This is a genomic window from Mycobacterium sp. NPDC050551, from assembly GCF_040674075.1.
Taxonomy (GTDB): domain Bacteria; phylum Actinomycetota; class Actinomycetes; order Mycobacteriales; family Mycobacteriaceae; genus Mycobacterium.
Genome location: NZ_JBFARC010000001.1, coordinates 201,930 through 225,001, shown reverse-complemented (window position 1 = coordinate 225,001; position 23,072 = coordinate 201,930). Strand labels below are relative to the sequence as shown.

The 23,072-nt window shown below is 70.0% G+C and carries 19 protein-coding genes; 10 read left to right on the top strand and 9 right to left on the bottom strand.

Annotated features, from left to right (window positions below; all coding sequences use genetic code 11):
* Window positions 1-8: 8 nt before the first annotated feature.
* Window positions 9-2,636 carry an AAA family ATPase gene (locus AB0K11_RS01105; RefSeq protein WP_364971524.1) on the bottom strand — a complete coding sequence of 876 codons (2,628 nt, stop codon included), beginning with the start codon at window positions 2,634-2,636 and terminating at the stop codon, window positions 9-11.
* Between the two features lie 349 nt (window positions 2,637-2,985).
* On the opposite strand from AB0K11_RS01105, the gene AB0K11_RS01100 reads away from it, so the two are divergent.
* Window positions 2,986-4,014 carry an alpha/beta hydrolase family protein gene (locus tag AB0K11_RS01100; protein ID WP_364971523.1) on the top strand — a complete coding sequence of 343 codons (1,029 nt, stop codon included), beginning with the start codon at window positions 2,986-2,988 and terminating at the stop codon, window positions 4,012-4,014.
* A gap of 15 nt (window positions 4,015-4,029) precedes the next feature.
* Here the strand turns inward: AB0K11_RS01100 and AB0K11_RS01095 are convergent, their stop codons facing one another.
* The 7 genes from AB0K11_RS01095 to AB0K11_RS01065 are packed head-to-tail and all read right to left on the bottom strand — an operon-like array spanning window position 4,030 to window position 12,210.
* Window positions 4,030-5,157 (bottom strand): NDMA-dependent alcohol dehydrogenase, encoded by a 1,128-nt coding sequence (locus tag AB0K11_RS01095; RefSeq protein ID WP_364971522.1) that lies wholly within the window; start codon window positions 5,155-5,157, stop codon window positions 4,030-4,032.
* Entirely contained in the window at window positions 5,154-6,713 is a 1,560-nt protein-coding gene (locus AB0K11_RS01090) for a class I adenylate-forming enzyme family protein (protein ID WP_364971521.1), read from the bottom strand. The genes AB0K11_RS01095 and AB0K11_RS01090 overlap by 4 nt, the downstream gene beginning before the upstream one ends.
* On the bottom strand, window positions 6,710-8,275 hold the full coding sequence (locus AB0K11_RS01085; protein WP_364971519.1) for a class I adenylate-forming enzyme family protein: 1,566 nt from the start codon (window positions 8,273-8,275) through the stop codon (window positions 6,710-6,712). The genes AB0K11_RS01090 and AB0K11_RS01085 overlap by 4 nt, the downstream gene beginning before the upstream one ends.
* Entirely contained in the window at window positions 8,265-9,767 is a 1,503-nt protein-coding gene (locus AB0K11_RS01080; RefSeq protein ID WP_364971518.1) for an AMP-binding protein, read from the bottom strand. The genes AB0K11_RS01085 and AB0K11_RS01080 overlap by 11 nt, the downstream gene beginning before the upstream one ends.
* Window positions 9,768-10,562, bottom strand: a complete 795-nt coding sequence (locus AB0K11_RS01075) for an enoyl-CoA hydratase/isomerase family protein (RefSeq protein WP_364971517.1) — start codon at window positions 10,560-10,562, stop codon at window positions 9,768-9,770. It lies immediately after the preceding gene.
* Window positions 10,559-11,371 carry an enoyl-CoA hydratase/isomerase family protein gene (locus AB0K11_RS01070; protein ID WP_364971516.1) on the bottom strand — a complete coding sequence of 271 codons (813 nt, stop codon included), beginning with the start codon at window positions 11,369-11,371 and terminating at the stop codon, window positions 10,559-10,561. The genes AB0K11_RS01075 and AB0K11_RS01070 overlap by 4 nt, the downstream gene beginning before the upstream one ends.
* 23 nt (window positions 11,372-11,394) lie before the next feature.
* Complete coding sequence (locus tag AB0K11_RS01065; RefSeq protein ID WP_364971515.1) at window positions 11,395-12,210, bottom strand: enoyl-CoA hydratase-related protein; 816 nt, start codon at window positions 12,208-12,210, stop codon at window positions 11,395-11,397.
* A 120-nt stretch (window positions 12,211-12,330) separates the two neighbouring features.
* Between AB0K11_RS01065 and AB0K11_RS01060 the strand changes: the two genes are divergently transcribed.
* The 3 genes from AB0K11_RS01060 (at window position 12,331) to AB0K11_RS01050 (ending at window position 15,311) form a co-directional block, all read left to right on the top strand.
* A complete protein-coding gene (locus tag AB0K11_RS01060; protein ID WP_364971514.1) occupies window positions 12,331-13,167 on the top strand; it encodes a GntR family transcriptional regulator in 837 nt (278 codons plus the stop codon).
* Window positions 13,164-14,057 (top strand): enoyl-CoA hydratase/isomerase family protein, encoded by an 894-nt coding sequence (locus AB0K11_RS01055; RefSeq protein ID WP_364971513.1) that lies wholly within the window; start codon window positions 13,164-13,166, stop codon window positions 14,055-14,057. The genes AB0K11_RS01060 and AB0K11_RS01055 overlap by 4 nt, the downstream gene beginning before the upstream one ends.
* 78 nt (window positions 14,058-14,135) lie before the next feature.
* A complete protein-coding gene (locus AB0K11_RS01050; RefSeq protein WP_364971512.1) occupies window positions 14,136-15,311 on the top strand; it encodes a thiolase family protein in 1,176 nt (391 codons plus the stop codon).
* A 32-nt stretch (window positions 15,312-15,343) separates the two neighbouring features.
* Here the strand turns inward: AB0K11_RS01050 and AB0K11_RS01045 are convergent, their stop codons facing one another.
* Window positions 15,344-16,138 (bottom strand): TetR/AcrR family transcriptional regulator, encoded by a 795-nt coding sequence (locus tag AB0K11_RS01045; RefSeq protein ID WP_364971511.1) that lies wholly within the window; start codon window positions 16,136-16,138, stop codon window positions 15,344-15,346.
* Between the two features lie 322 nt (window positions 16,139-16,460).
* Here AB0K11_RS01045 and AB0K11_RS01040 point away from each other — a divergent pair, with 322 nt between their 5' ends.
* From AB0K11_RS01040 to AB0K11_RS01015, 6 genes are all read left to right on the top strand, one after another.
* A complete protein-coding gene (locus AB0K11_RS01040) occupies window positions 16,461-17,258 on the top strand; it encodes an SDR family oxidoreductase (protein ID WP_364971510.1) in 798 nt (265 codons plus the stop codon).
* A 124-nt stretch (window positions 17,259-17,382) separates the two neighbouring features.
* Entirely contained in the window at window positions 17,383-18,309 is a 927-nt protein-coding gene (locus AB0K11_RS01035; RefSeq protein WP_364971509.1) for an enoyl-CoA hydratase, read from the top strand.
* On the top strand, window positions 18,306-19,514 hold the full coding sequence (locus AB0K11_RS01030; protein ID WP_364971508.1) for an amidohydrolase family protein: 1,209 nt from the start codon (window positions 18,306-18,308) through the stop codon (window positions 19,512-19,514). Before AB0K11_RS01035 ends, AB0K11_RS01030 begins: the two co-directional genes overlap by 4 nt.
* 8 nt (window positions 19,515-19,522) lie before the next feature.
* The gene (locus tag AB0K11_RS01025; RefSeq protein ID WP_364971507.1) at window positions 19,523-21,154 is read left to right on the top strand and encodes an AMP-binding protein; all 1,632 of its coding nucleotides are present in this window, start codon (window positions 19,523-19,525) and stop codon (window positions 21,152-21,154) included.
* Window positions 21,151-22,002 (top strand): amidohydrolase family protein, encoded by an 852-nt coding sequence (locus tag AB0K11_RS01020; RefSeq protein WP_364971506.1) that lies wholly within the window; start codon window positions 21,151-21,153, stop codon window positions 22,000-22,002. Before AB0K11_RS01025 ends, AB0K11_RS01020 begins: the two co-directional genes overlap by 4 nt.
* A gap of 3 nt (window positions 22,003-22,005) precedes the next feature.
* On the top strand, window positions 22,006-23,067 hold the full coding sequence (locus AB0K11_RS01015; protein WP_364971505.1) for an acyl-CoA dehydrogenase family protein: 1,062 nt from the start codon (window positions 22,006-22,008) through the stop codon (window positions 23,065-23,067).
* Window positions 23,068-23,072 lie beyond the last annotated feature (5 nt).

Genomic DNA, 23,072 nt, shown 5'->3' with positions numbered 1-23,072 from the left:
CGCACGGGTCACGGCGACGACGGCGAGCTCCGGCGAGCGTAGGCCGCTGCCTGCGTGCGATTCCGGACGCCGAGCTTGGCGAGGATGGCGCCGACGTGCCGGTTGGCGGTCTTGGGGCTGATGAACAGTTCCGCGGCGATGCCGGCGTCACTGTGGCCTGCGGCGACGAGTTCGAGCACGTCGCGTTCGCGCGGGGTCAGCCCGTGAGGATCCGCGATGGTGGCCTTCCGGCGGGTGTCGGACTCGCGGCCGCGCAGCTGGGCCAGCCGCTGTTGCGCACGACGGGCGGCGGCGCGCGCGCCGAGACGGCGGAAGGTGTCCAGTGCCGCCTCCACGGCGGCGACGTCACCTCCGAGTCCGGCCACCGCCGCGTCGTAGGGGCAGCCGAGGCGGGTCCACTCCTCGACGGCTGTCGACCAGTCCCCGGCCAGTTCCCGCCGAAAGGGACTCACCGTGTCGGGCGTCGGGGCGTCGTCGAACGCGCCGCCGGACAGGTGCGCCCAGCGCCGCAGGCTGCCGACCAGCCATGGGTCGGTGTGTTCTGTGGCCGCGGACAATCCGGCGAGAGCTGTCGCGCGAGCGGTCTCGTCGTCGCCGGCGAGCCACGCGGCTTCGGCGCGGGCCGCCCATACCGGACCGGCGTGGAACAGGTTCTCGGGGTCACCTGCGGCCAGCGCCTCGTCGAGCAGACCGGCGGCGTACTGCTCGTCGCGGCGGGCCCGCACGAGCGCCGCGCTGACCAGCGGCAGGGTCCGGTGCATCACCGCCAGCGTCGGCCGGGTGAGCACGTCGTCCGCGCAGGCGAGGGCACGCGCCCACTCGCCGCGGTGCAGGGCCACCAGAGCGGCCGCGCCCGTGGCGAACAGGTGAAAGGCTCCGAGATCGTGAGCCTCGCAGAAGGCGATGGTCTCGCTGATGTAGGTCTGGGCGCGGTCGAGCTGGTGGTGGAGTGCGGCAAACCAGCAGATCGCCGCCGCCACCGGACCGGCGTGCAACGACGCATCGTCGAGAGTCATCACTCGTTGCCAGGCGCTCTCCAACTCATCCCAGCCGGTGCCGTCCCTCTGGACGCGGGTCGCGGCGATGACCCACTGAGCCCGCACCACCACGGCGGTGTCCCCGATTTCGGTGCCGACCGCGATGGCGCGTGTCGCATACTCCAGGCACCGCGAGTCATAGGTTCCCGCGGCGAGGTCGGCCATGTTCCCCAGCGACCAGGCGAGCTCCGAACACGGCTGCACATCGTCGAGCAGGTGCAGCGACGCCTGGCCTGCCTCGAAGGCCTCCGAGGTGCGTCCCATCAACCACAGGATGTAGGACAGCGAGCGCAGATCGTCCGCCTCGCGCAGCCGATCACCCAGCGCGTGGCGCACCGACGCCGCGTCGCGGAACGAGGCCACCGCGGCGGCCGGGAGTCCGCTCAGGTGACTGCTGAGCGCATGCCTCTCCAGCCAGACCACCCGCCGCTCGTCGGGAACAGCGTCGGCGTGGCGGAGCGTCAAGGCGTACAGATTGGCGGCCTCACGGTTCGCCCCCAGAGACGCCGCCCGCTCGGCTGCGGCCGGCCCGTGGGTGAGGACCGCCTCGTACTCTTCGGCCTGGTCGGCATGAAAGGTGAGCGCGGCGAGCGTATCCGGGTCCGTCGGCGGCTCAGCCAGGACCGTCATCGCCCGGCTGTGCAACTCCCGGCGGCGATAGGCGGGAATCTGCTCGAGAGCGGCCCTTCGGGCGAGTTCGTGGCGGAAGCCGACCGTGTGCACGTCGGCGACCAGAACGCCGGCGTCGAGGCATTCCGGCAGGCCGGTCTCCGCCCCGGGGCACACCCGCTGCACCAGAGCGGGATCGGCGCGGGGGCCGCACACCGCTGTCGCATGCGCGGTCTCGCGGCCGGTTGTCGTCAACCGGGCCAACCGGCCCCACACCGCCTCGGAGACGCTGCGCGGCAACGCCTCAGGCGTCAGCGCGTCGGAGCCCGCTGCGAGTACCTCGGTGACGTAGAAGGGATTGCCTGCGGTGAGCCGGTGCAACTCCTCGGCGTTGATCCCACTCCCGGCGGACAACTCACCCACTGCCGACACGCTCAGCGGCTGCAATCCGATGCGGGTCACCGCGGGCGACGTCGCCACATCGCCGAGCAGTATCGCCAGCGGATGCTGGTCGCCGATTTCATCGTCGCGGTAGGTGATGACGAGCAGCAGTGGCAGCGACTCGACCCGGCGGGCCAGGAAGCGCAGCAGATCCAGCGTGGCGCCGTCGGCCCAGTGCACGTCCTCGATGACGCACACCCACGAGGTCTCGTCACCGAACAGGCTGAGCAGTCTCGCATAGACCGCCTCGATGTCACCGGCTTCGACCGCCGATCGCAGAGCGGCCGCCCGCTGACCGGAGATGTCGGCGAGCATGTCGATCAGCGGGCCCAGCGGTCGTGGCGCCGTCACGGGATCGCACCAGCCGTGCGTGACGCGCACCGGGCCACCCAGTCCGGCCACGAACCGTCCGATCGTGGTGGTCTTGCCGATACCGGCCTCCCCGCGCAGCAACAGCAGTCGCCCACTCCCGCGCGCGGTGGCTCGTTGCAGCCGATCGAGTTCGGCCAGCACCGCGTCACGCTCGAGTAGTCGATGCTTCGCGGCCACGGTCACTCCCGTCGCGGGGCCACGGGAACCGAGGCCGTGCTGTCACAGGCGAACATGGGGTGGAAGCCCCATGCGCCGCGGCCGGTCGTCCGTGCACACTGATCGACAGTGCGCGGGCCGGCTGACCACGGGCATCAGCAAACCGTCATCGGGGTGAGGATGCGGTCGGAAGCCTAGTTCAGCCGTCCCGCGTGCGCGCGAGAAGCCTGGGAAGGCACTGCGCCGGACGCCCGGTCGCAGCACTGCGGCGCCGACGGTCAATATGCGGTGAACACCTCATGCGGCGGCGCGGATTCATCGTGCACAGTCGACGGCGACCACGACCGGACGTCGACACCAGAGGGGCGCAGTGCACACGAGATCCGATCGCCGACACGCAGGGGACACCACCCGGGGCGTCTGCACCACACCGTTCCGGCGCGCGATGGCGGTGATCCTGACCTCCGTGCTGCCACTGCTTCTCGCCCCGACCGCCGACGGCCAGCCCGCGCCTGGTGGTGCGCACATCACCGGTGTCGAGCATGTCAACGAGCGGTGGGACAAGGTCTCGGTCTTCTCGCCGTCGATGAACAAGGTGATCGTCAACGACGTGTTCAAGGCGCCGAAAGCCGGTGCGCCGGCGTTCTATCTGCTGCCCGGCATCGACGGCGGCGACGACATCGCCGGTGGCGGCATCGCCCCCGGCGCCAAGAGCTGGTTCGGCATGACCGACATCCAGGGCTTCTTCGCCGACCGCAACGTCAACGTCGTCTCCCCGCTGGGCGGGCAGTTCAGCTGGTGGACCAACTGGGTCAGCGATCCGGGCAAGCAGTACCAGACCTACATGACCCGGGAACTGCCCCCGCTCATCGACGCCGAGTACGCCACCAACGGCCGCAACGCCGTCGGTGGCCTGTCGAGCACCGGTGGCACCGCGCTGGACTACGCCGTGCAGGCCCCGGGGGTGTTCCAGGCGGTCGGGTCCTACAGCGGTCTGCTCAACCCCGCTGACAACGTCCAGCAGGTGTCGCTGACGCTGGGCAGCGGCGGGCAGAGCGCCGAGGCCATGTGGGGTCCCCCGGGCGGACCGGAGTGGATCGCCCACGACCCGACCCGCAATGTCGCCAAGCTCAAGGGCACCGCGATCTACGTCGCCGCCTCGGCCAGCGGCGGCGTGGGCGCCGTCGACCGGCTCCCACCGGGATTCGGACCGAACATCACCGGCGGATTCATCGAGCGCGTCGTGTTCGACAGCACCCGGATCTTCGCCGACGCGGCTGCCGCCGCCGGTGTGCCGATCACCTACATCGTCCGGCCCGACGGCTCCCACACCTGGGGTCTGTTCGAGTCCGAGATGCAGGAGTCCTGGAACACCACCATCGGACCCGCCCTGGCATGAGACCGCGCGAGGGCGTCACCAGTCCGCGTCGGTGAACCGGATGACGCCGCGGATGTTGCGGCCCTCGAGCATGTCGCGGTAGCCCTCGTTGATCTGTTCGAGCGGGTACTCGCGCGTGACCATCGCGTCGAGGTCCAGGCGGCCCGCGCGGTAGAGGGCGAGCACCTCAGGGATGTCGTGCTGCGGGTTGGCCCCGCCGAAGATGCTGCCCCGCAGACTCTTCTGCAGCAGGGTCAGGCCTGCGACGTTCATCGTGACGTCGTTCGCCAGCACATTGCCCATCGCGGTGACCACGCACGTGCCTGCCTTGGCCGTGAGCGCGAGCCACGAGTCGACGTCCGCGCCGTCGGCACGTCCGACCGTGACGATCACCTTGCGGCACATCACCCCCTCGGTCGCCTCCGCGATGCCTGCCGCCGCGGACACCAGATCCGGATAGGTGTGTGTGGCGCCGAAGCGCCGCGCCTGATCCCGCTTCCACTCCACCGGGTCCACCGCGAAGATCCTGCGCGCACCCGACAGCACCGTGGCCTGCAGCGCCGCCGTTCCCACACCGCCGACGCCGACGATCGCCACGTCCTCACCCGGCCGCACCTCGGCGGTGTGGACGGCCGAGCCGTATCCCGTCGTCACACCGCAGCCGACCAGGCAGGCCACCTCGAACGGGATCGCGGGGTCGATCGGCACCACCGAGCTGCGGTGCACCACGACGTAGGGCGCGAACGTGCCGAGCAGCGACATCGCGGTCACGTCCGTGCCGCCCGCCTGGATGCGGAAGGTGCCGTCGGACACCGATGCCCCCGACAGCAGGCCGGCGCCGAGATCGCACAGGTTGCGCAGTCCGCTCCGGCACGGCGGGCACGTGCCGCACGACGGGATGAACGACATCACCACGTGGTCGCCGACCGCGAGATCGGACACCCCGGGGCCGGTTTCGATGACCACGCCGGCGCCCTCGTGTCCGCCGAGGATCGGAAAGCCCGCCGCCGGGATGTCGCCGGTGACGAGGTGGTGGTCGGAGTGGCACAAGCCGGCGGTCTCCAACCGGACCTTCACCTCCCCCACACGGGGGTCGCCGATGTCGATCTGCTCGACCGACCACGGCTGGTGGAAATCCCACAGCAGTGCGCCCTTTGTCCTCATGTGGCCGCCTCACTCTCCAGGAGCGTTCGTAGTCCCCGCACGTCGACCTTGCCCGACGCCAGGCGGGGTATCGCGTCGTCGGAGTCCAGTAACACCCACACGGTCGGTACTTTGAATGCGCTCAACGACTTTCGGACCGCTGCGGTGAGTAGCGCGACGGTGGTCGTGGAAGGGTCGCACACCACGGCGGCCCCGACGCGGTCGTCGAGCACGTTGGTGACCACCGCATCCCGCACGCCGTCGACGGCGCGCAGGACCCGTTCGACCTCCGACGGGTAGATGGTGGCGCCGCTGACCTTGAACATGTCGTCGGCGCGGCCGTGGTAGAAGAGGAAGCCGGCGTCGTCGAGGTGGCCGAGATCGCCGGTGGGGTAGTAGCCGTCGGGGGTGAAGAGCTCCTCGCGGCTGCGCCCGCACATGCCCCGCATGGTGTGCGGGCCGCGGATCTGGATCACGCCCGTCACCCCGTCCGGGACGGCCGCACCGGTCGACGGGTCGGCGATGCGCACGGTCATCCCGTCGAACGGGCGCCCGCAGCTGCCCCATTGCGGCCGCGGCATGTCGATGTCGGCCGGATATCCGCTGTAGGGGCCGAAGGATTCGGTCATGCCGAACAGCCGGGCACGGGCACCCGGCTCGGCGCGCTGCTCCGGCGGCAGCAGAGCCTCGAGGCTTCCTGGCTGCAGCGCCGAGAGGTCCGCCTGTCCCGCCGCCGCGGCCCGCGCCAGTGCTTCCGCCTGCTCGGGCCAACCGCGGAAGAGCGTGACGCGCTCGCACTCCAGCAGCGTCAGCGTCGTTTCGGGGGAGGGGATCTGCTCGGTCACCAGCGTGGCGCCGGCGATCAGCGCCGAGACGACGCCGCTGCCGAATCCGCCCACCCAGAAGAACGGCATCGGCAGGTAGAGCCGGGTGTCGGCGCCGATGCACCTGGCTGCCAGCCCGGAACTCGCGGCGGCGATGGCGTTGCCGTGCGAGTGGATGACCGCCTTGGGGGCGCCGCTGCTGCCCGAGGTGAACAGGATCACCAGCGGGTCGCTCGGCTCGACGGCACCGGCCATGGCCGCCACCATGCTCGTCGCGCGCCCCGTGGCGTCGTCGGCCTCGTCGAGTCGGTCGATGGTCCAGATGCTGCGCAGCGCAGGCAGTTCCGTTGACCGCAGCGGGCCGTCCAGGTCCACCGGCAGGCCGACTTCCGACCGGAGCCCGTCCAGGTAGCGGTGGCCGCGGAACTCCTCGACCGCGACGAGGAGCTGTACGGCCGCGGTGCGCAGCTGGGCGACCAGTTCGGGCGCTTTCAGCAGCGTGCTCAACGGTACGAGGACCGCTCCGACCCGGGTCAGTGCCGCGGCAAGGGTGACCCAGCGCGCGCTGTTGGGCATGATCAGCCCGACGCGGGTGCCCTTGGTGACACCGGCCAGGACGAATACTCGTGCGAGTTCGGCTGCGTCATGGTCGAGTTCGGCGTAGGTGATGCGGGTGGTCGGGTCGATCACCGCGGGCCTGTCGGGGTGCTCGCCTGCGTGGCCGCGCAGCACGCGGTCGATCGTCTGTGTCACTGGAAGAGTTCCGCAAGACCGCTGATGTCGACCTTGCCGCTCGGCAGCATCGGCAGCTCGCCGCGGGGCAGCACCACGATTCGACGCGGGATCTTGTAGCTGGACAATTCGGCGGTCAGCCGGCGCGCGAGGCCGGTCTCGTCGACCTCGACACCCGGGTCGGGGGTGAGCACGGCGGCGACGAGTTGGCCGCGGTCGGCATCGGGGATGCCGATCACGTGCGCGGGCACGCCGGTGACCCTGGCGATCGCCCGTTCGACCTCTGCCGGTGCGACGTTCGCACCCGCGGTCTTGATCATCGCCCCGAGACGGCCGAGGTAGTAGACGAATCCCTCGGTGTCTGTGCGCACCAGGTCGCCGGTGCGGAACCAGCCGTCGGGCTCGAAGCTGTCCTCCCGGCTACGGCGGTGGTAGTGCTGCATCAGGTAGGGCCCGCGGATCCACAGCTCGCCGGATTGGCCGGTGCCGACGGCCGCGGCCGTGTCGGGATCGACCACCCGGATGTCGAATCCGGGCGCCGGCCTGCCGAAGGAACCGCGGCGGTGTTCGGGTTGGTCGGTGTCATCGCCGCTGAGCAGCACGACGCCGCCGGCCTCGGTCATGCCGAGCATGTTGTGGCGCAGTTCGGGGTCGGCGGGCCGGGCTTCGTGGGCCATGATCGGGTAGAGGTTGCCCCGGATCATCGCCGAGAGGTCGCGGTCTGCGAAGCTCGGATGCCGGGTCAGGTGGGCTACTCCGGCGGCGAAACCGTTGGTCAGCGTGGGCGATTCGCGCTCGAGCAGATCGAGGACGGCGCCGGAGTCCTCGGCGTTGGAGCACAGCAGGGTGGCGCCGGTCGCCATGGTGGCCAGCAGGGCGAAGGCGAAGCCGCCGATCCAGAAGAACGGCGAGTTGCAGAACAGCGTGTCGTCGGCGGTGTAGCGGCGGATCGCGTTGAGGTTGCGCTGGTGGCCGAGCAGCGCGTCGTGGGTGTGCACGGCACCTTTGGGGGCACCGGTCGATCCCGAGGTGTACACGATCGCCAGCGGATCGCTTCCGTCGACGTCGTCCTCCATCGCCGTCAGCAGCGCGTCGTCCACCTCCTCGGCGGAGGCGTCCAGCGAGTGCAGGCCGAAGACCGCGTGCCGGAGGTTGGGGACCGCGGGGTCGAACACCTCCGTAGTCGAGCCGGCTGGTTCGGCGGTCAACACCGCGCTGAGCCGTTCCCGGTAGTCGTGCGACCGGTACGCCGTCGCGGACAGCAGGATCTCGACGTCGCTGTGACGCAGTTGATCGCCGAGTTCGCGGGCGGTGACGAAGGTGGAGAACGGCACCACGGTCGCACCGATGCGAGCGGCGGCCAGCGTGGCGACGACGAAGGAGGGCCCGTTCGGGTACAGGACGCCGACGTGGGTGCCCTTGCCTGCCCCGAGCGCGATGAGTCCGCGGCTCAGCCGGGCCGACCGGTGAGCGGCGTCGGCGTAGGTCAGCCGGTCGTCGTCGCAGACCACCACCGGGTGTGTCCCGCGCACCCGGCTCTGGCGCCGCAGCAGCGCGGGCAGCGTCTTCGGGTCAACCGCCATCGTCGACCCCGGTGCTGCCTGCGGGCGGGTCGAAGAAGCGGCGGACGGCGCCGAGGTCGGCCTTGCCCGACGGCGTGCGCGGGATCGAGTCCACCACCGCGATCTCAGAGGGGATCTCGTAGCGCGCCAACCTGTCCGACAGGTACTGCGTGAGCGTGGCGGCCTGGGTGCCTCGCCGGTGACGCAGCTCGACCATCGCGACCGGGATCTCGCCGAGCCGGTCGTCGGGCCTGCCGACGACGGCAGCGCCTGCGACGTCGGGATGGCTCTCCAGTGCAGTGCGCACATCCTCGGGCATCACCTTGAAGCCGCCACGGATGATCGCCTGGTCGGCCCGCCCGAGTATCCACAGGAACCCGTCGGCGTCGATACGGGCGAGGTCCGTGGTGCGCACCCACTCGGCACGGGGACCGAGCTGCGCCGGTCTGACCTCGAGGACCCCGGGCTCGCCGGGGGCAAGGGCGGTGCCGTCGTCACCGACGACTCGCAGCTGCGCGCCAGTATTCGCGCGGCCGACGCTGCCGCGCTTGGCCGCCCAGAATCGCCGGTGGTCGGCCAGCGTCCAGCCGGCCACGCCGCCACCGAACTCGGTGGCGGCGTAGGACGTCAGCACCGGGACACCGAATCGCTCGGTGAAGGCGTCGGCGTCGTCGGCCGACAGCGGCGCGGTGCCCGAGGTGACCACCTGCAGGCTGCTGAGGTCGTCGCGCTGCAGATCGGAGTGCAGCACCATGCGCAGCGCGGCGGGCACCAGCGAGGCGGCCCTCGGCCGGTGGCGCCGCACGGCGTCGGCCCAGCGCTCCAGGTCGAAGCGCTCGAGCAGCACGAACGGCCGGGCCTCGGCGATACACGACAACACCCGGAAGACGCCGCCGATGTGCACCAGGGGGGAGTTGACGATCGCGACGCCGCTGCGCGGTGCGGTGGGTGCATCCGCCGTCTCGAAGTCCGCGCCGATCACGCTGTGCGCCAGCATGTCGTAGCCGAGGTCGACGCGCTTCGGTGGGCCGGTGGTGCCGCTGGTGAGCATCCGCACCGCGACGCCCGGCCGCGTTCCGCAGGTGGCGCCGGCCATCTCCGCCGCGGCGACCCTCGGCGCGGTGTCCACGCCGGTCAGCTCGACGAGCGTGGTGTGCGGCGCGGGGGCCACCAGCGCCGACAGGTCAGCGGTCTCGCCGATCACGACGGGCAGGGCGAGCGCGGCGATGTCGGAGTGGGTGCGTTCGTCGCCGCGGGACGGGTTGATCACCACGACCGTCGCCTCGCACATCAGGACGCCGAGCAGCGCGGCGACATGCACGGGGCGATTGCGCAACAGCACTCCGACCTGTGCGGGGCGCTCCGCGGTGTGCTCGGTGACGAGGGTGCCGATGCCGCGGGCGGCGTCGCGCAGGTGCCCCCGGCTGACCCACTGACGGTCGAACTCCACGGCGCCGGACTCGGCCTGCAGGGCGAGCACGTCGTCGATCCGTCTGCTGAGCGGGTGGGGCATCTAGCGCACTCGGGGCGCGCGGGTGGGTACGGACCCGCGGGCGGCCAATTCGGCGGTGCCGAGCGGATTGCCGAGGCGGGTGTAGATCAGGCCCTGTTCCATCGCCGCCCGGTAGGGCCGGTCGAGCGATTCCCAGATGGCCTTGACGGTGCCCTGGGTCGCCGACGGCGGCTTGGTGGCGATGGTGGCGGCGATGTCGTGGGCGCGCGACCAGAGGTCGGCGGCGTCGACCACTTCGGTCACGAGTCCGATCCGCAGGGCGGTATGCGCGGCCACCCGTTCGTCGTTGCCCATCAGCGCGATGCGCAGCGTCTCGCCGAGGCCCACCTTGCGCATCAGGCCGATCGGCTCGAGTGCGCACACCAGGCCCGCGGTGACGTGGGAGTCGAAGAAGGTGGCATCGGTCGAGCAGATCACCACGTCGGCCTCGTTGACGAAGTAGAACGCGCCTGCGGTGCACATTCCCTGCACCGCGCAGACCACCGGCTTCCACATCTTCTGCCACTTGGGGCTGAGCAGTTCGCCGGGATCCTCGTGGTTCCAGACGTTGTCGGGTTGTCCGTAGGAGCTCTTGATGTCCAGCCCCGCGGAGAACGCGCGTTCGCCCGCGGCGCGCAGCACGACCGCGTGCACGGAATCGTCGAGCTTGACCGTGCGCCAGGCACGCGCCATCTCCTCGCACATCGTCCGGTCGAAGGCGTTGAGCCGCTCGGGCCGGTTCAGCGTGATGGTGGCGACGTGGTCGCCCGCATCGACGTCGAGCAGGATCGTCTCGAAGTCCGACGACGCCGTCATCGGCACTGCCAATTCGGTTTCCGCTTCTCGGTGAACGCCTTCGGCCCCTCGACGGCGTCCTCGGTGCGCACCACGCGTTCACGGAAGGTCTCGGCGAGGATCTCCGCCTCGTGCAGCGGCAGGTCGAGCGTCTTGTGGATCGCCAACCGGGTGCCGCGCACCGCCAGCGGCGCGTTGGAGTTCACGATGTCGGCGATCTCGTGCGCGCGTTCGAGGAGCCGGTCGTGCTCGACGACCTCGCTGATCATGCCGAGTTCGTAGGCGCGCTGGGCGCTCATCCGCTCGTGCTTGCCCATCAGCGCGACGCGCAGCGCGATGTTCCGCGGCAGCACCCGGGCCAGCCGCACCATCTCGCGCCCGGCGACCAGGCCGATGCTGACGTGCGGGTCGAAGAAGGTGGCCTGGTCGGAGGCGATCACGATGTCGCCGGTGGTGACCCAGTCGAGTCCTGCGCCGCAACACAATCCGTTGATGGCGGCGATCACCGGTTTGGCCATGGTGCGGAACGGCGGCGTGCCCTCCTGCGGCGCCTCCCACTGGTCGTAGGTGGACAAATAGGGCCGCTCGTAGATCACCCGGCCGTCCTCCGGGATCTCGGTGACGTCGGCGCCGGTGCAGAACCCCCGTCCGGTGCCCGTCACGATGAGCAGCCACACCTCGTCGTCGTTCTCCGCCTCCTGGTATGCCGAGCGGAGTTCGGCGATCATGTGCGGGCTCAACGCGTTGAGTGCCTTGGGGCGGTCGAGGGTGATCGTCGCCGTGTGTCCGTCGACCTCGTATCCGATGTCGTCGTAGGACCTGCCGGACATGGGTGTCCCTTCCTGGGTGGTGGTCATCGGCCGCGGAACTCCGGGTCACGTCGTTCCCGGAACGCCGCCAGCCCCTCCTTGAAGTCAGCTGTGCGGCAGGCGAGTTCGAGGTGATGGAGCTCGCGGGTCATGGCCTCGCCGAGCCCGGTGGACCCGGCGGCGCCCAGTGCCTGCTTGGCCAGCCCGATCGCCACCGTCGGCCCGGCGGTGAGCCTGGCCAGGAGATCCTCGACGGCGTCGTCCAGGTCCGCGGGCGGAACCGCCTGGTGGATCATGCCCCATTGCGCCGCGTCGGTGCCGCCGACCTTCTCGCCGAGCAGCAGCATGCGCCTGGCCCTGGCCAGGCCGACCAGGCGGGGGAGCAGCCAGGTGGCACCGGAGTCGGGCGAGAAGCCGCGGGTGACGAAGGGTTCCCAGAACGTGGCGTCCTCGGCGGCGACGGTGAAGTCGGCCGCCAGGGAGAGATTGCAACCGAGGCCGACGGCCCATCCCCGCACGCTGCACACGACCGGCAGATGAATGCCGTGCAGGAGTTCGATCACCCGGTTCGCGGTGTGCGGGATACGCCGGACCAGGTCGCCGGTCCGCGGTCGCGTCGAGGACTCGTTCGTCGCGACCCAGTCCGCGCCCGTGCAGAAGTCCGCGCCTGCGCCGGTGAGGTGGATGGCGCGCAGGGCGTCGTCGGTCGCCGCACGGGTCAGGGTGTCGACCAGGGTGTCCACCATCGAGTGGCTGAGCGAATTCCGCCGGGACGGCCGCTCGATGGTGATGCGCAGGACGGCGCCGGAGTGTTCCACCCGGACCGCGCCCTCGGCCGGGGTGCCACCGTCTGGACTCACCGCGCCCCGCCTCTCCGAAAACTTACGGTTAGCCCTACAGTAGCCAATACAATTACTATCTTGTACAAGTTAGCAAGGAAAGCGCCTCGACGGAACCGACGACGGACGGGATGTGGGCAGGTGGTCGTGTCACGCATACGCCAGCCGCGGGTCGCCGAGATCGTGGCGTCCCGGCTGCGCCACGACATCCTGTCCGGACGGCTGCGGGAGGGCGACGTGCTGCCGAGTCAGGAGCAGCTCTTCGGTGAGTTCGGGGTGAGCCCGCCCGCGCTGCGCGAGGCGATCCACATGCTGGAGGCCGACGGTCTGATATCGGTGCGCCGGGGCAACGTCGGTGGCGCGGTGGTGCATCTGCCGTCCGCCGAGCGGACCGCGCACATGATCAGCATGGTGCTGCAGTCACGAGCCGCGACGCCCGCCGACGTCAGCGGCGCGCTCACGCATCTCGAGCCGATCTGTGCCGGGATGTGCGCCACCCGTGACGACCGGCTGACCGAGGTGGTGCCCTACCTGCAAGCCGAGATCGACAGGCAGAGCGCGCAATTCGAAGACGTGTCGCGCTACGTGCCCAACGCGCGGCGGTTTCACGAAGCCCTCGTCGCGCGGTGCGGCAACGAGCCGATGATCCTGCTTATCGGATCGCTCGAACTCATCTGGTCGGCGCACGAGTCGGCGGTGTGGAGCGACGACGGCCAAGGATCGGTGGCGCGGCGGACCATGCGCGCGGCGCTGCGCGATCACCAGCGGCTGCTCGACGCCATCGTCGACGGCGATGCCGCGCGGGCCGAGCGCCTCGCCGGGAATCACCTGGCCGCCGCCCGGCGGAACACGCTGGCGTACGGCAGGGACAGGACCATCGAGGCGAGGTTGATCGCCGACGAGCACTTCGGGCTCTACGCCGGCGGCGAGGGTCGCCATCGACCGGCCACACGCACACGAGAGGAGTCCGGTCGATGACGACGTCGGATGCAGGAGACGACCGGGTGCTGTTCGAGGCCGACCAGGAGAAGCGGATCGCCACCATCACGCTGAACAATCCCGCGCAGCGGAATTCCTACGACGCGACGATGCGCGACGCGCTCGCCCGCTGCCTGGACCGGGTGGCCGAGGACGACGACCTCACGGTGGTGCTGCTGCGCGGAGCGGAGGGAGTCTTCTCCACCGGCGCGGACATGAACAACGCCTACGGGTGGTACGGCGCGAGCTCACCGGCGGACGAGCGCGCCACACGCAGGCCGAGTCAGCGCCGGCGGCTGACCGTCGACCGCAAATCGTTCGGCTTTTACCACAACCTGATGGGCTTCCCGAAGGTCACCGTCGGTGAGATCAGCGGGTACGCGCTCGGCGGCGGGTTCGAGATGGCGTTGATGACCGACATCTCGGTGATCGCCCGCGACACCAGGATCGGGATGCCCGCCACCCGCTTCCTCGGACCGGCGCTGGGCAGCCTGCACATGTTCTTCCACCGCCTCGGGCCGGTGCTGGCCCGCCGGATGTTGCTCACCGGCGACATCATCGAGGCGGGCGCGGTCGAGCACCTGGGCGTTTTCACCGAGACGTGCGCGGCGACCGCCGTCACCGCGCGGGCACGGTACTGGGCGGAGAAGGCGGCCAAGATGCCCGCCGACGGCGTGGTCATCGCCAAGGAGGCGTTCCGGCTGGTCGATCAGAGCCAGGCCTACCAGGGCGAGGAGGTGGCGAGCTACCTCTTCCACGCCTACGGCACGAACCTGCAGTTCGCGCCCGGCGAGTTCAACTTCGTGAAGACTCGCGCCGAGCACGGCACGAAGGAGGCGTTCCGGCTGCGTGACGAGCACTTCCACGTCCCGGAACCGGACACGGACTAGAACGGTCCCCGTTACACCTGATACCTTTTGTGTCAAGTATCGCCGCTGCGGCGGCCCGACACACCGAGGTTCGACACCATGGGCACACCCGTCATCGTCGGCGCGACCCGTACGGCCATCGGCCGATCGTTCAAGGGCACGCTGGTCAACACGCCGCCCGAGACCCTCATCACCACCGTGCTGCCCGAGGTGGTGCGGCGGTCCGGCGTCGATCCGGCGGCGTTCGACGACATCATCTTCGCCGAGTCGCACTACGGCGGAGGCGATCTCGCCCGGTACGCCGCCACCGCCACCGGGATGGAGCAGGTGCCGGGGCAGTCGGTGAACCGGCACTGTGCGGGCAGCCTCACCGCGATCGGCAATGCATCGGCCCAGATCGGCTCCGGGATGGAGCGGGCGCTGGTCGCCGGCGGCGTGCAGTCGCTGTCGATGACACCGCTGACCAACTGGCGCATTCCCGGTCCCGAGCTGAAGTTCGAGGAGCGGTGGATGCCGCCGACGCACGTCGAGACCCCCGACGCGCCGGCCAAGGACATGTCGATCACTGTCGGCTGGAACACCGCACAGGCGGTCGGCATCACCCGCGAGGAGATGGACGCCTGGGCCGCGCGGTCGCACCAGCGCGCCATCGCCGCGATGGACGCCGGGAAGTTCCTCGACGAGATCGTCTCGCTGAAGGTCACGCAGGCCGACGGCTCGTTCGTCGACTTCAGCGTTGACGAACACCCGCGTCGTGACACCACCGTCGAGAAGCTCGCCGGCCTCAAGGTGTTGCACCCGGAGATCGAGGGCTTCTCGATCACCGCGGGCAACAGCAGCGGCACCAACGACGCGGCCGCCGCGGTGGCCCTGGTCGACGCGGACTACGCGGCCTCGGAGAACCTCGCCGTGCTGGCGACGGTGCGGGCGTGGGCCGCTGCGGGCGTCGCGCCGCGCGACACCGGCCTCGGCGCCGTGAAGGTGATCGGAAAGGTGTTGCAGCGGGCCGGATTGTCACCGGGCGACGTGACGCTGTGGGAGATCAACGAGGCGTTCGCGTCGGTGCCGATCGCGGCGTGCCGCGAGTACGGGCTGGACGAGGAGAGGGTGAACTTCTCCGGAAGTGGTTGCAGCCTCGGCCATCCCATCGCCGCGTCGGGGGCGCGCATGGTCACCACCCTCGTCTACGAGCTGCAGCGGCGCGGCGGCGGGATCGGAGTGGCGGCGATGTGCGCGGGCGGCGGTCAGGGTGGCGCGGTCGTCATCGAGGTCTGACCTCGCGGTCTGAGGCCGCGCCGGGCCGTCCGTCAGGCGCGCCGCGCCGGGGCCTTGCGGCGCGGGGCCGCGGCCTTGGCGGTCGACTTGGCCGCCTTGCGCGCGGGCCGGCGGCCCTGGTCGATCAGCCGGCCGGCGTTGTCGAGGATGCAGTTCAGGCCGTACTCGAAGTTCGTCTCGTCGGCCACCCCGATCCGGTGGCCCTTGGCCGTCAGCTCGGCGATCAGCGGAGTGGCGTCCGGGTCGATGGCCGACGGTTCGTCGAAGCCGCCGCTGCCCTCGTGCAGCTCGCGGGTCTTCTGCGACAGACGTTCGAGCACCACCGATCCCCGGACGTGCACCGACACCGCCGAGTAGGTGTCGAACGCGTCCTGCGCGGACAGCCCGACCTCGACGAGTTCGGCGATGGCCTTCTCCATCTGCTGGACGCCGAGCCTGCGCACCTTGGGACTCAGCGCGCCGCGGATCAGCACCAGGTCGCAGAGGATGGGACTGGCCAGGAACGTCGTGCGCATGTTGTGGGCGTGACTGTGCAGCGACTCACGCCAGTTGGTCGCCTCGACATAGGGCGCCTCGAACACGATCTGGCGCAGCGCGCGGTCGGTCATCGCGTTGAGCAGGTCGTCCTTCTTGCGGAAGTACCAGTAGATGCTCGTGACACCCACGCCCAGATGCTTACCGAGCAGCGGCATGCTGAGGTTGTCGATCGACACCTGTTCGGCGAGTTCGAAAGCACCGCTGATGATGTCCTCGGGATTGATCGAACCCCGTTCACGTCGCTGACGCTTCTCCGCCGTCGCCTGCTTTGCCACGAGGGGCACCTCCATCACACATCGACGCTGCGCATGCAGCCCTCGGCACCGGGTCGGTCGACGTGAATCTACCCGTCCCCACCGCCTGAGCTGCGAGTACGCCTGCGTGTCGCCGTCCGAGCGTAACCGTCGACCTTACCGGTCGCCTTCCCGTCGCGCGCCGGCCCGCCGCGGCGCCGCCCGCGGACGGCTCGTGCACGACCCGGGTGAACGTGTTCCAATCTCGCTACCGTAAGTGCTCTAGTAAGGTTTTTGACACAGTGCCCGGCGCGTGCGCCGGGACCCGCCGCCGCGACCTGCGTTGCCGGCGGCGCGCGACCGGAGGCGGTGAACGGCGGTGGATCTCGGCTTCGCCGGTGCGACGGCGGTGGTGGTCGGTGGCGGCAGCGGCATGGGCCTGGCGACCGCCCGGTGCATGGCCGCCGACGGCGCGAGAGTCGCGGTGGTGGGCCGCACGGCCGCCGCGCTGGACCGCGCGGTTTCGCAGCTGACCGAGCTGGGCAGCCCCGATGCGGTCGCCCTCGCCGGCGACGTCTGTGACACCGACGCCGTCGGCCGCATCTTCGAGGCGGTGGCGCAGCGCTGGGGCGGCGGCCTCAACGTGCTGATCAACGCGGTCGGGCCGACCGTGCGGGGCACGTTCGAGGAGCTGACCGACGCGCAGTGGCGGGAGGCGGTCGACCAGGGCGCGATGGGCATGGTGCACTGCGTCCGGTCGGCGCTGCCGTTGCTGCGGCGCGCCGAATGGGCCAGGATCGTGAACTTCTCCGCGCACTCCACGCAGCGGCAGACCGTCATCCTGCCCGCCTACACCGCAGCCAAGGCGATGGTGACGAGCATTTCGAAGAATCTGTCCCTGCTGCTGGCCAAGGACGAGATCATGGTCAACGTGGTCTCGCCGGGCAGCATCGCGACCGAGGCGCTGCGCGGCTGGGCTTCGACGGTCGGTGTCGACGGTGCCGACCCGTACGCCCTGATGACCGCGATCGACCAGCACTTCGGCCACCCCGCCCACCTGCCACGTGCGGGGCTGCCGGACGAAGTCGGGCCGGTGGCAGCGTTTCTGGCATCGCGGCGCAACTCCTACATGACCGGCGCGAACATCAACGTCGACGGCGGCAGCGACTTCACGTAGAGGATTCCATCGACGAGGGAGGTCGAGGTGACGACCGCAGGCGACGTTGCCCGGACGGGGTCGAATGGGCCCACTCAGCGCCTCGCCAGGCTGTTGCGGAAGGCACTACCGATAGGTGTACAGTATGTCCATTCGTCCAGCTGGTGACACGTCCGAGGAGGTCGACTTGGCCGGTGCGCCCGAGGGCATCGCGGAAGCCGTGGCCGATCGTGCGCGCGGCGGCAACGACGCCGTCCGCTACGACGTCCACGACACGGGCGTGGCGGTGGTGACGTTCAACCGGCCCGAGCGGATGAACGCCTGGGGTGGCGGCCTCGCGGCCGGCTTCTACTCGGCGCTCGACGCCGCCGAAGCCGACCCCGCGGTCCGGGTGGTGGTGCTGACCGGCAGCGGGCGGGCTTTCTGTGCGGGCGCCGACATGGGCGACCTGTCGTCGATCGAGGGCGCCTCCACCGGCGGCGGCACCGACGTCACCAAGATGGTCGGCGAGCGGCACCCGCACTTCGTCACATCGCTGCAGAAGCCGATCATCGCCGCGGTCAACGGTGCCTGCGCCGGCATCGGGCTCACCCAGGCGCTGATGTGCGACGTGCGGTTCGCCGCCGCGGGCGCGAAGTTCACCACGTCGTTCGCCCGCCGCGGACTCATTGCGGAGTACGGGATCTCGTGGATCCTGCCGCGGGTGGTGGGCTGGGGTGCGGCCATGGACCTGCTGCTGAGCGGCCGGGTGTTCTACGCCGAAGAGGCCGCCGAACTGGGACTGGTCAAGGCCGTCGTGCCCGCCGACGAGCTGATGCCGACCGCGATGGCCTACGCGGAGGACATCGCGGCGAACTGTGCGCCGAGCGCGCTGGCGGTGATCAAGCAGCAGCTCTACGGGGACGCCATGAGCACAGTGGTGGAGACCAGCGCGAGGGCCGAGCGGCTCATGCACGAGTCGATGCTGCGGCCCGATTTCATCGAGGGCATCACGGCGTTCTTCGAGAAGCGGCCACCGAACTTCCCGCCGATGGGCGAGGCGACAGCCACCGGAAAGGATTCAGCCGAATGACGTTGGACTACCGCGCCATCGACGTGGACAACCACTACTACGAGCCGATCGACTCCTTCACCCGGCACCTGCCCAAGGAGTTCAAGCGCCGTGGCGTCCAGATGCTCACCGAAGGCAAGCGAACCTTCGCCGTCATGGGTGGCGTCGTCAACCACTTCATCCCGAACCCGACCTTCGACCCGATCATCGAGCCGGGGTGTCTAGATCTGCTCTTCCGCGGCGAGATCCCCGAAGGTGTCGACCCGGCCTCGCTGATGAAGGTGGACCGCCTGGCCGACCATCCCGAGTACCAGAATCGCGACGCGCGGCTCGCGGTGCTGGACCGGCAGAACCTCGAGACGGTGTTCATGCTGCCGACGTTCGCGTGCGGCGTCGAAGAGGCGCTCAAGCACGACATCGACGCCACCATGGCCTCGGTGCACGCGTTCAACCTGTGGCTCGACGAGGACTGGGGCTTCGACCGTCCGGATCACCGCTTCCTGTCGGCGCCGATCATCTCGCTGGCCGACCCGCAGAAGGCCGTCGAGGAGGTGGAGTTCGTCCTGCACCGCGGCGCGAAGATCGTCTGCGTGCGGCCCGCCCCGGTGCCCGGTGTGGTCAAGCCGCGCTCGCTCGGCGACCCGGCGCACGATCCGGTGTGGGCTCGGCTGGCGGAAGCCGGCGTGCCGGTGGTGTTCCACCTGTCCGACAGCGGCTACCTGGCGATCGCGGCGCTCTGGGGTGGCAAGGCGACGTTCGAGGGGTTCGGCAAGAAGGACCCGCTCGACCAGGTGCTGCTCGACGACCGCGCCATCCACGACTCGATGGCCGCGATGATCGTCCACCAGGTCTTCACCCGGCATCCCACCCTGCGGGTCGCCAGCATCGAGAACGGCTCGTACTTCGTCCACCGGCTGATCAAGCGGCTGAAGAAGGCCGCGAACACGGCGCCCCACCACTTCAAGGAGGATCCGGTGGAGCAGCTGCGCAACAACGTCTGGATCGCCCCGTACTACGAGGACGACGTGAAGCTGCTCGCCGAGACCATCGGCGTGGACAAGATCCTGTTCGGATCGGACTGGCCGCACGGTGAGGGCCTGGCTGATCCGATGACCTTCACCGCCGACATCCCGCAGTTCCCCGAATTCAGCGCCGAGGACACCCGGAAGGTGATGCGGGACAACGCGCTCACCCTGCTCGGCGTCGACGTCACAGCGAACGCCTGACCCCGGTCATGGCTGAGTGGACGATAGGCGACGTCGTCGACGCCGTCGCCGACGCCGTCGGTGAGCGCACGATGACGGTCTGCGGTGACCGCCGCACCACCTACCGGCAGATGGCGGACAACAGCAGGCGGTTCGCGAACTTCCTCGCCGACAGGGGATTCGGCGCCCACTGCGAGCGGGATGCACTGGACAACTGGGAGTGCGGCCAGGATCGTGTCGCGCTGATCATGTACAACGACCGCTACCCCGAGATGGTGGTGGGCTGTCTGAAGTCCCGGACAGTGCCCGTGAACGTCAACCACAACTACACGCCGCGCGAAGTGGCGGAACTCCTCGAGTACGTCAAGCCCAGGGCCGTCGTCTACCACCGTTCACTGGGCGCGAAGTTCGCCGACGTGCTGCCCCCGGTCGGCGCGGACCTGCTCGTCGCCGTGGACGACGGCAGTGACGTGGCCGACCTCGCAGGCGCGGTACCGCTCGAAGAGGCTCTGGGACAGGGTGATCCGGAACGCCGCATCACCGGATCACCGGACGACCTGATCATGTACTGCACGGGTGGGACCACGGGCAGGCCGAAAGGCGTGCTGTGGCGGCAGAGCGATTCCTACGTGTCGTCGATGGTGGGTGCCGACCACGAATCGGTCGCCGAGATCCACGAGCGGGTGAGCAGCACCCCTGGGGCACCCTGGTTCGCCGTGTCGCCGCTGATGCACGCCGCCGGGCTGTGGACCGTCTTCTCCGGGGCGCTGGCCGGCCAGACCGTCGTCGTCTACGACGACCGGACCCGGTTCGACCCGAAGGCGGTGTGGGAGACCGCCGAGCGGGAGAAGGTCGGCCTGATGACGATGGTCGGCGACGCATACGCCGCACCGCTGATCGAGGAGCTGAAGCGGCGTCATTACGACCTGTCGGCGCTGTACGCGATCGGTACCGGTGGCGCCGCGACCAACCCCAAGCACCGCGCCGCGCTGCTGGACCTGTTGCCGCAGCTCACGCTGATCAACGGGTACGGCTCCTCGGAGACGGGCAACGTGGCTTTCGGCCACAGCAGCCAGGGCAGCAGCCGGGACACGTTCGACTTGCGCGTCGGCGGCACGATCGCCTCCGACGACCTCACCCGGTTCGTGTCACCCGGCGAGGACACCGTCGGCTGGGTGGTACGCACGGGGCGGATCCCCTTGGGCTACTTCGACGATCGCGACGCGACCCGACGGACGTTCCCGGTGGTCGAGGGCCAGCGGGTGGTGGTGTCGGGGGATCGCGCGGCGCTCGAAGCCGACGGCACCATGCGGCTGTTCGGTCGCGACTCGCTCGTCGTGAACACCGGAGGGGAGAAGGTGTTCGTCGAGGAGGTGGAGGCGGTGCTGCGGATCCAGCCCGGTGTCGCCGACGCGGTCGTCGTCGGCCGGGACAGCGAGCGCTGGGGTCAGGAGATCGTCGCCCTCGTCCAGTCCCAGCCCGGTGACACCATCGACGCGTCGGCGTTGCATGCCGCCTGCGTCGAGCAGCTGGCCCGGTTCAAGGCCCCCAAGGAGTTCCTCGCCGTCGAGCGGGTGCGCCGGCTCGGCAACGGCAAGGCCGACTACCGCTGGGCTAGAACCGAAGTGGCGCAGCGCGCCGGCGTGGCGAGCCCGTCATGACCTCAGCCGCCACACCCCAGGTCATCGACTGCCTGGTCAACGTCCACTTCGGCGAGACGGCCAAGCAGCCCGACTTCATGCTCAAGGTCCGCGACGACTACTTCAAAGGGCCTGATTCGCTCTACGACCCGGTCGAACTGCCGCAGCTGCTCGACGAGATGGACGCCCACGGCGTCGTCAAGGCGATCCTGATGGACAACCTGCGCACGCCGTCGGTGACGGCCCGCAAGTTCGTCGCCGAGCGGCCGGACAGGTTCGCCCTCGCGATCGGGGGAATCGACCTGCTGCGCCCGGTGCCCGCTCTGCGGGAGTTGTCCGCCGTGCAGCGCGATCTACCCGTGGCGTACGCCGTTGTCGGACCCAGCTTCTGGGGCGACGGAATGTACCCGCCCAGCGACGCCGTGTACTACCCGCTCTACGCCAAGTGCGCGGAGCTGGAACTGCCGCTCTGTGTCAACACCGGCATACCCGGCCCGCCCATCCCCGGAGAGGCGCAGCACCCGATCCACCTCGACCGGGTGTGCGTGCGGTTCCCTGAACTGAAGCTCTGCATGATCCACGGCGCCGACCCGTGGTGGGACGTCGCCATCCGGCTGCTCATCAAGTACCGGAACCTCCGGTTGATGACGTCGGCGTGGTCACCGAAGCGGTTGCCGGACAGCCTGTTGCACTACATGCGCACCCGCGGGCGCGACAAGGTGATCTTCGCGTCCGACTGGCCGGTGCTGCGGCAGAGCCGCGTCGTACCCGAGGCGCTGGCGCTGGACCTGCCGCCCGACGTGCTCGACAACTACCTCCACCACAACGCCGCGGAGTTCTTCTTCGGCAGCCGACGCGAGGAGATCTGACCGATGGACCGGTACGAACTGCGCAGACAGGACTACAGCCTGTCCGAGGACCACGAGGCGGTCCAGGAGGCGTATCGACACTTCTTCACGACGCACTGCTCGATCGACACCGTTCGGGCGGCCGAGGCGTCGGGTTTCGACAAGAGCCTGTGGGAGCGGCTGTGCGCGATGGGCGCCACCACCATGGCCGTGCCCGAGGACGCCGGCGGTGACGGCGCGACGCTGGTCGATCTGGCGCTGGTCGCCGAGGAGATCGGACGGTCGCTCGCGCCGGTGCCGTGGATCGACCACGTCTGCGCCACCCGGCTGCTCGCCCGGCTGGGCGCGCTCGGCTCCGACTCCGCCGAGATCGTCAGCGGCACCCGCATCGTCGGACTCGACGCGCGGGAAGAGGACGGACCGGGTGTCCGGCTGGTTCCGTCGGGATCGATCGCCGACCACATCGTGCTGCGCGACGGCGACGCGGTCGTGCGGCTCACCTTCGACACCCGGCCCGCCCGGGTCGACAACATCGGCAAGCTGCCGATGGCGTGGGTCGATCCCGCGGCCGCCGACAGCCGCACGGTGCTCGCCGAGGGTCCGGAGGCACTCGCGGCGTATCAGCGTGCGCTCGACGAGTGGCGGGTGCTGACGGCCGCCGCACTGGTGGGTCTGGTCGAGGAGACCATGACGATCGCCGCGGAGTTCGCCAAGACCCGCTACACCCTCGGCGTCCCGATCTCGACACTGCAGGGGATCTCGCATCCGTTGGCCAACATGGCCATCACCGTGCAGGGCGGCCGCGGTCTGGCACGGCGGGCGGCCTGGTTCGGCGACAACGAACCCGGCGAACGACCCGAGCTGGCGCCGTCGGCGTTCGTGTTCATGGCCGAGGAAGCGCCGCGCGCCGCCACCATGGCGGTGCACGTGCAGGGCGGACTCGGGGTGTCGGCGGAGGCGGCCGCCACGGCGTATCTGGTGCGGGCGCGCGGCTGGGCGCTGGCAGGCGGCGATCCGGGCGCGAGTGCCAAGCGCATCGCCCGCATCGTCGCCGCCCGGGAGACCGCATCCGGACGGCGAGGGTAGGAGCA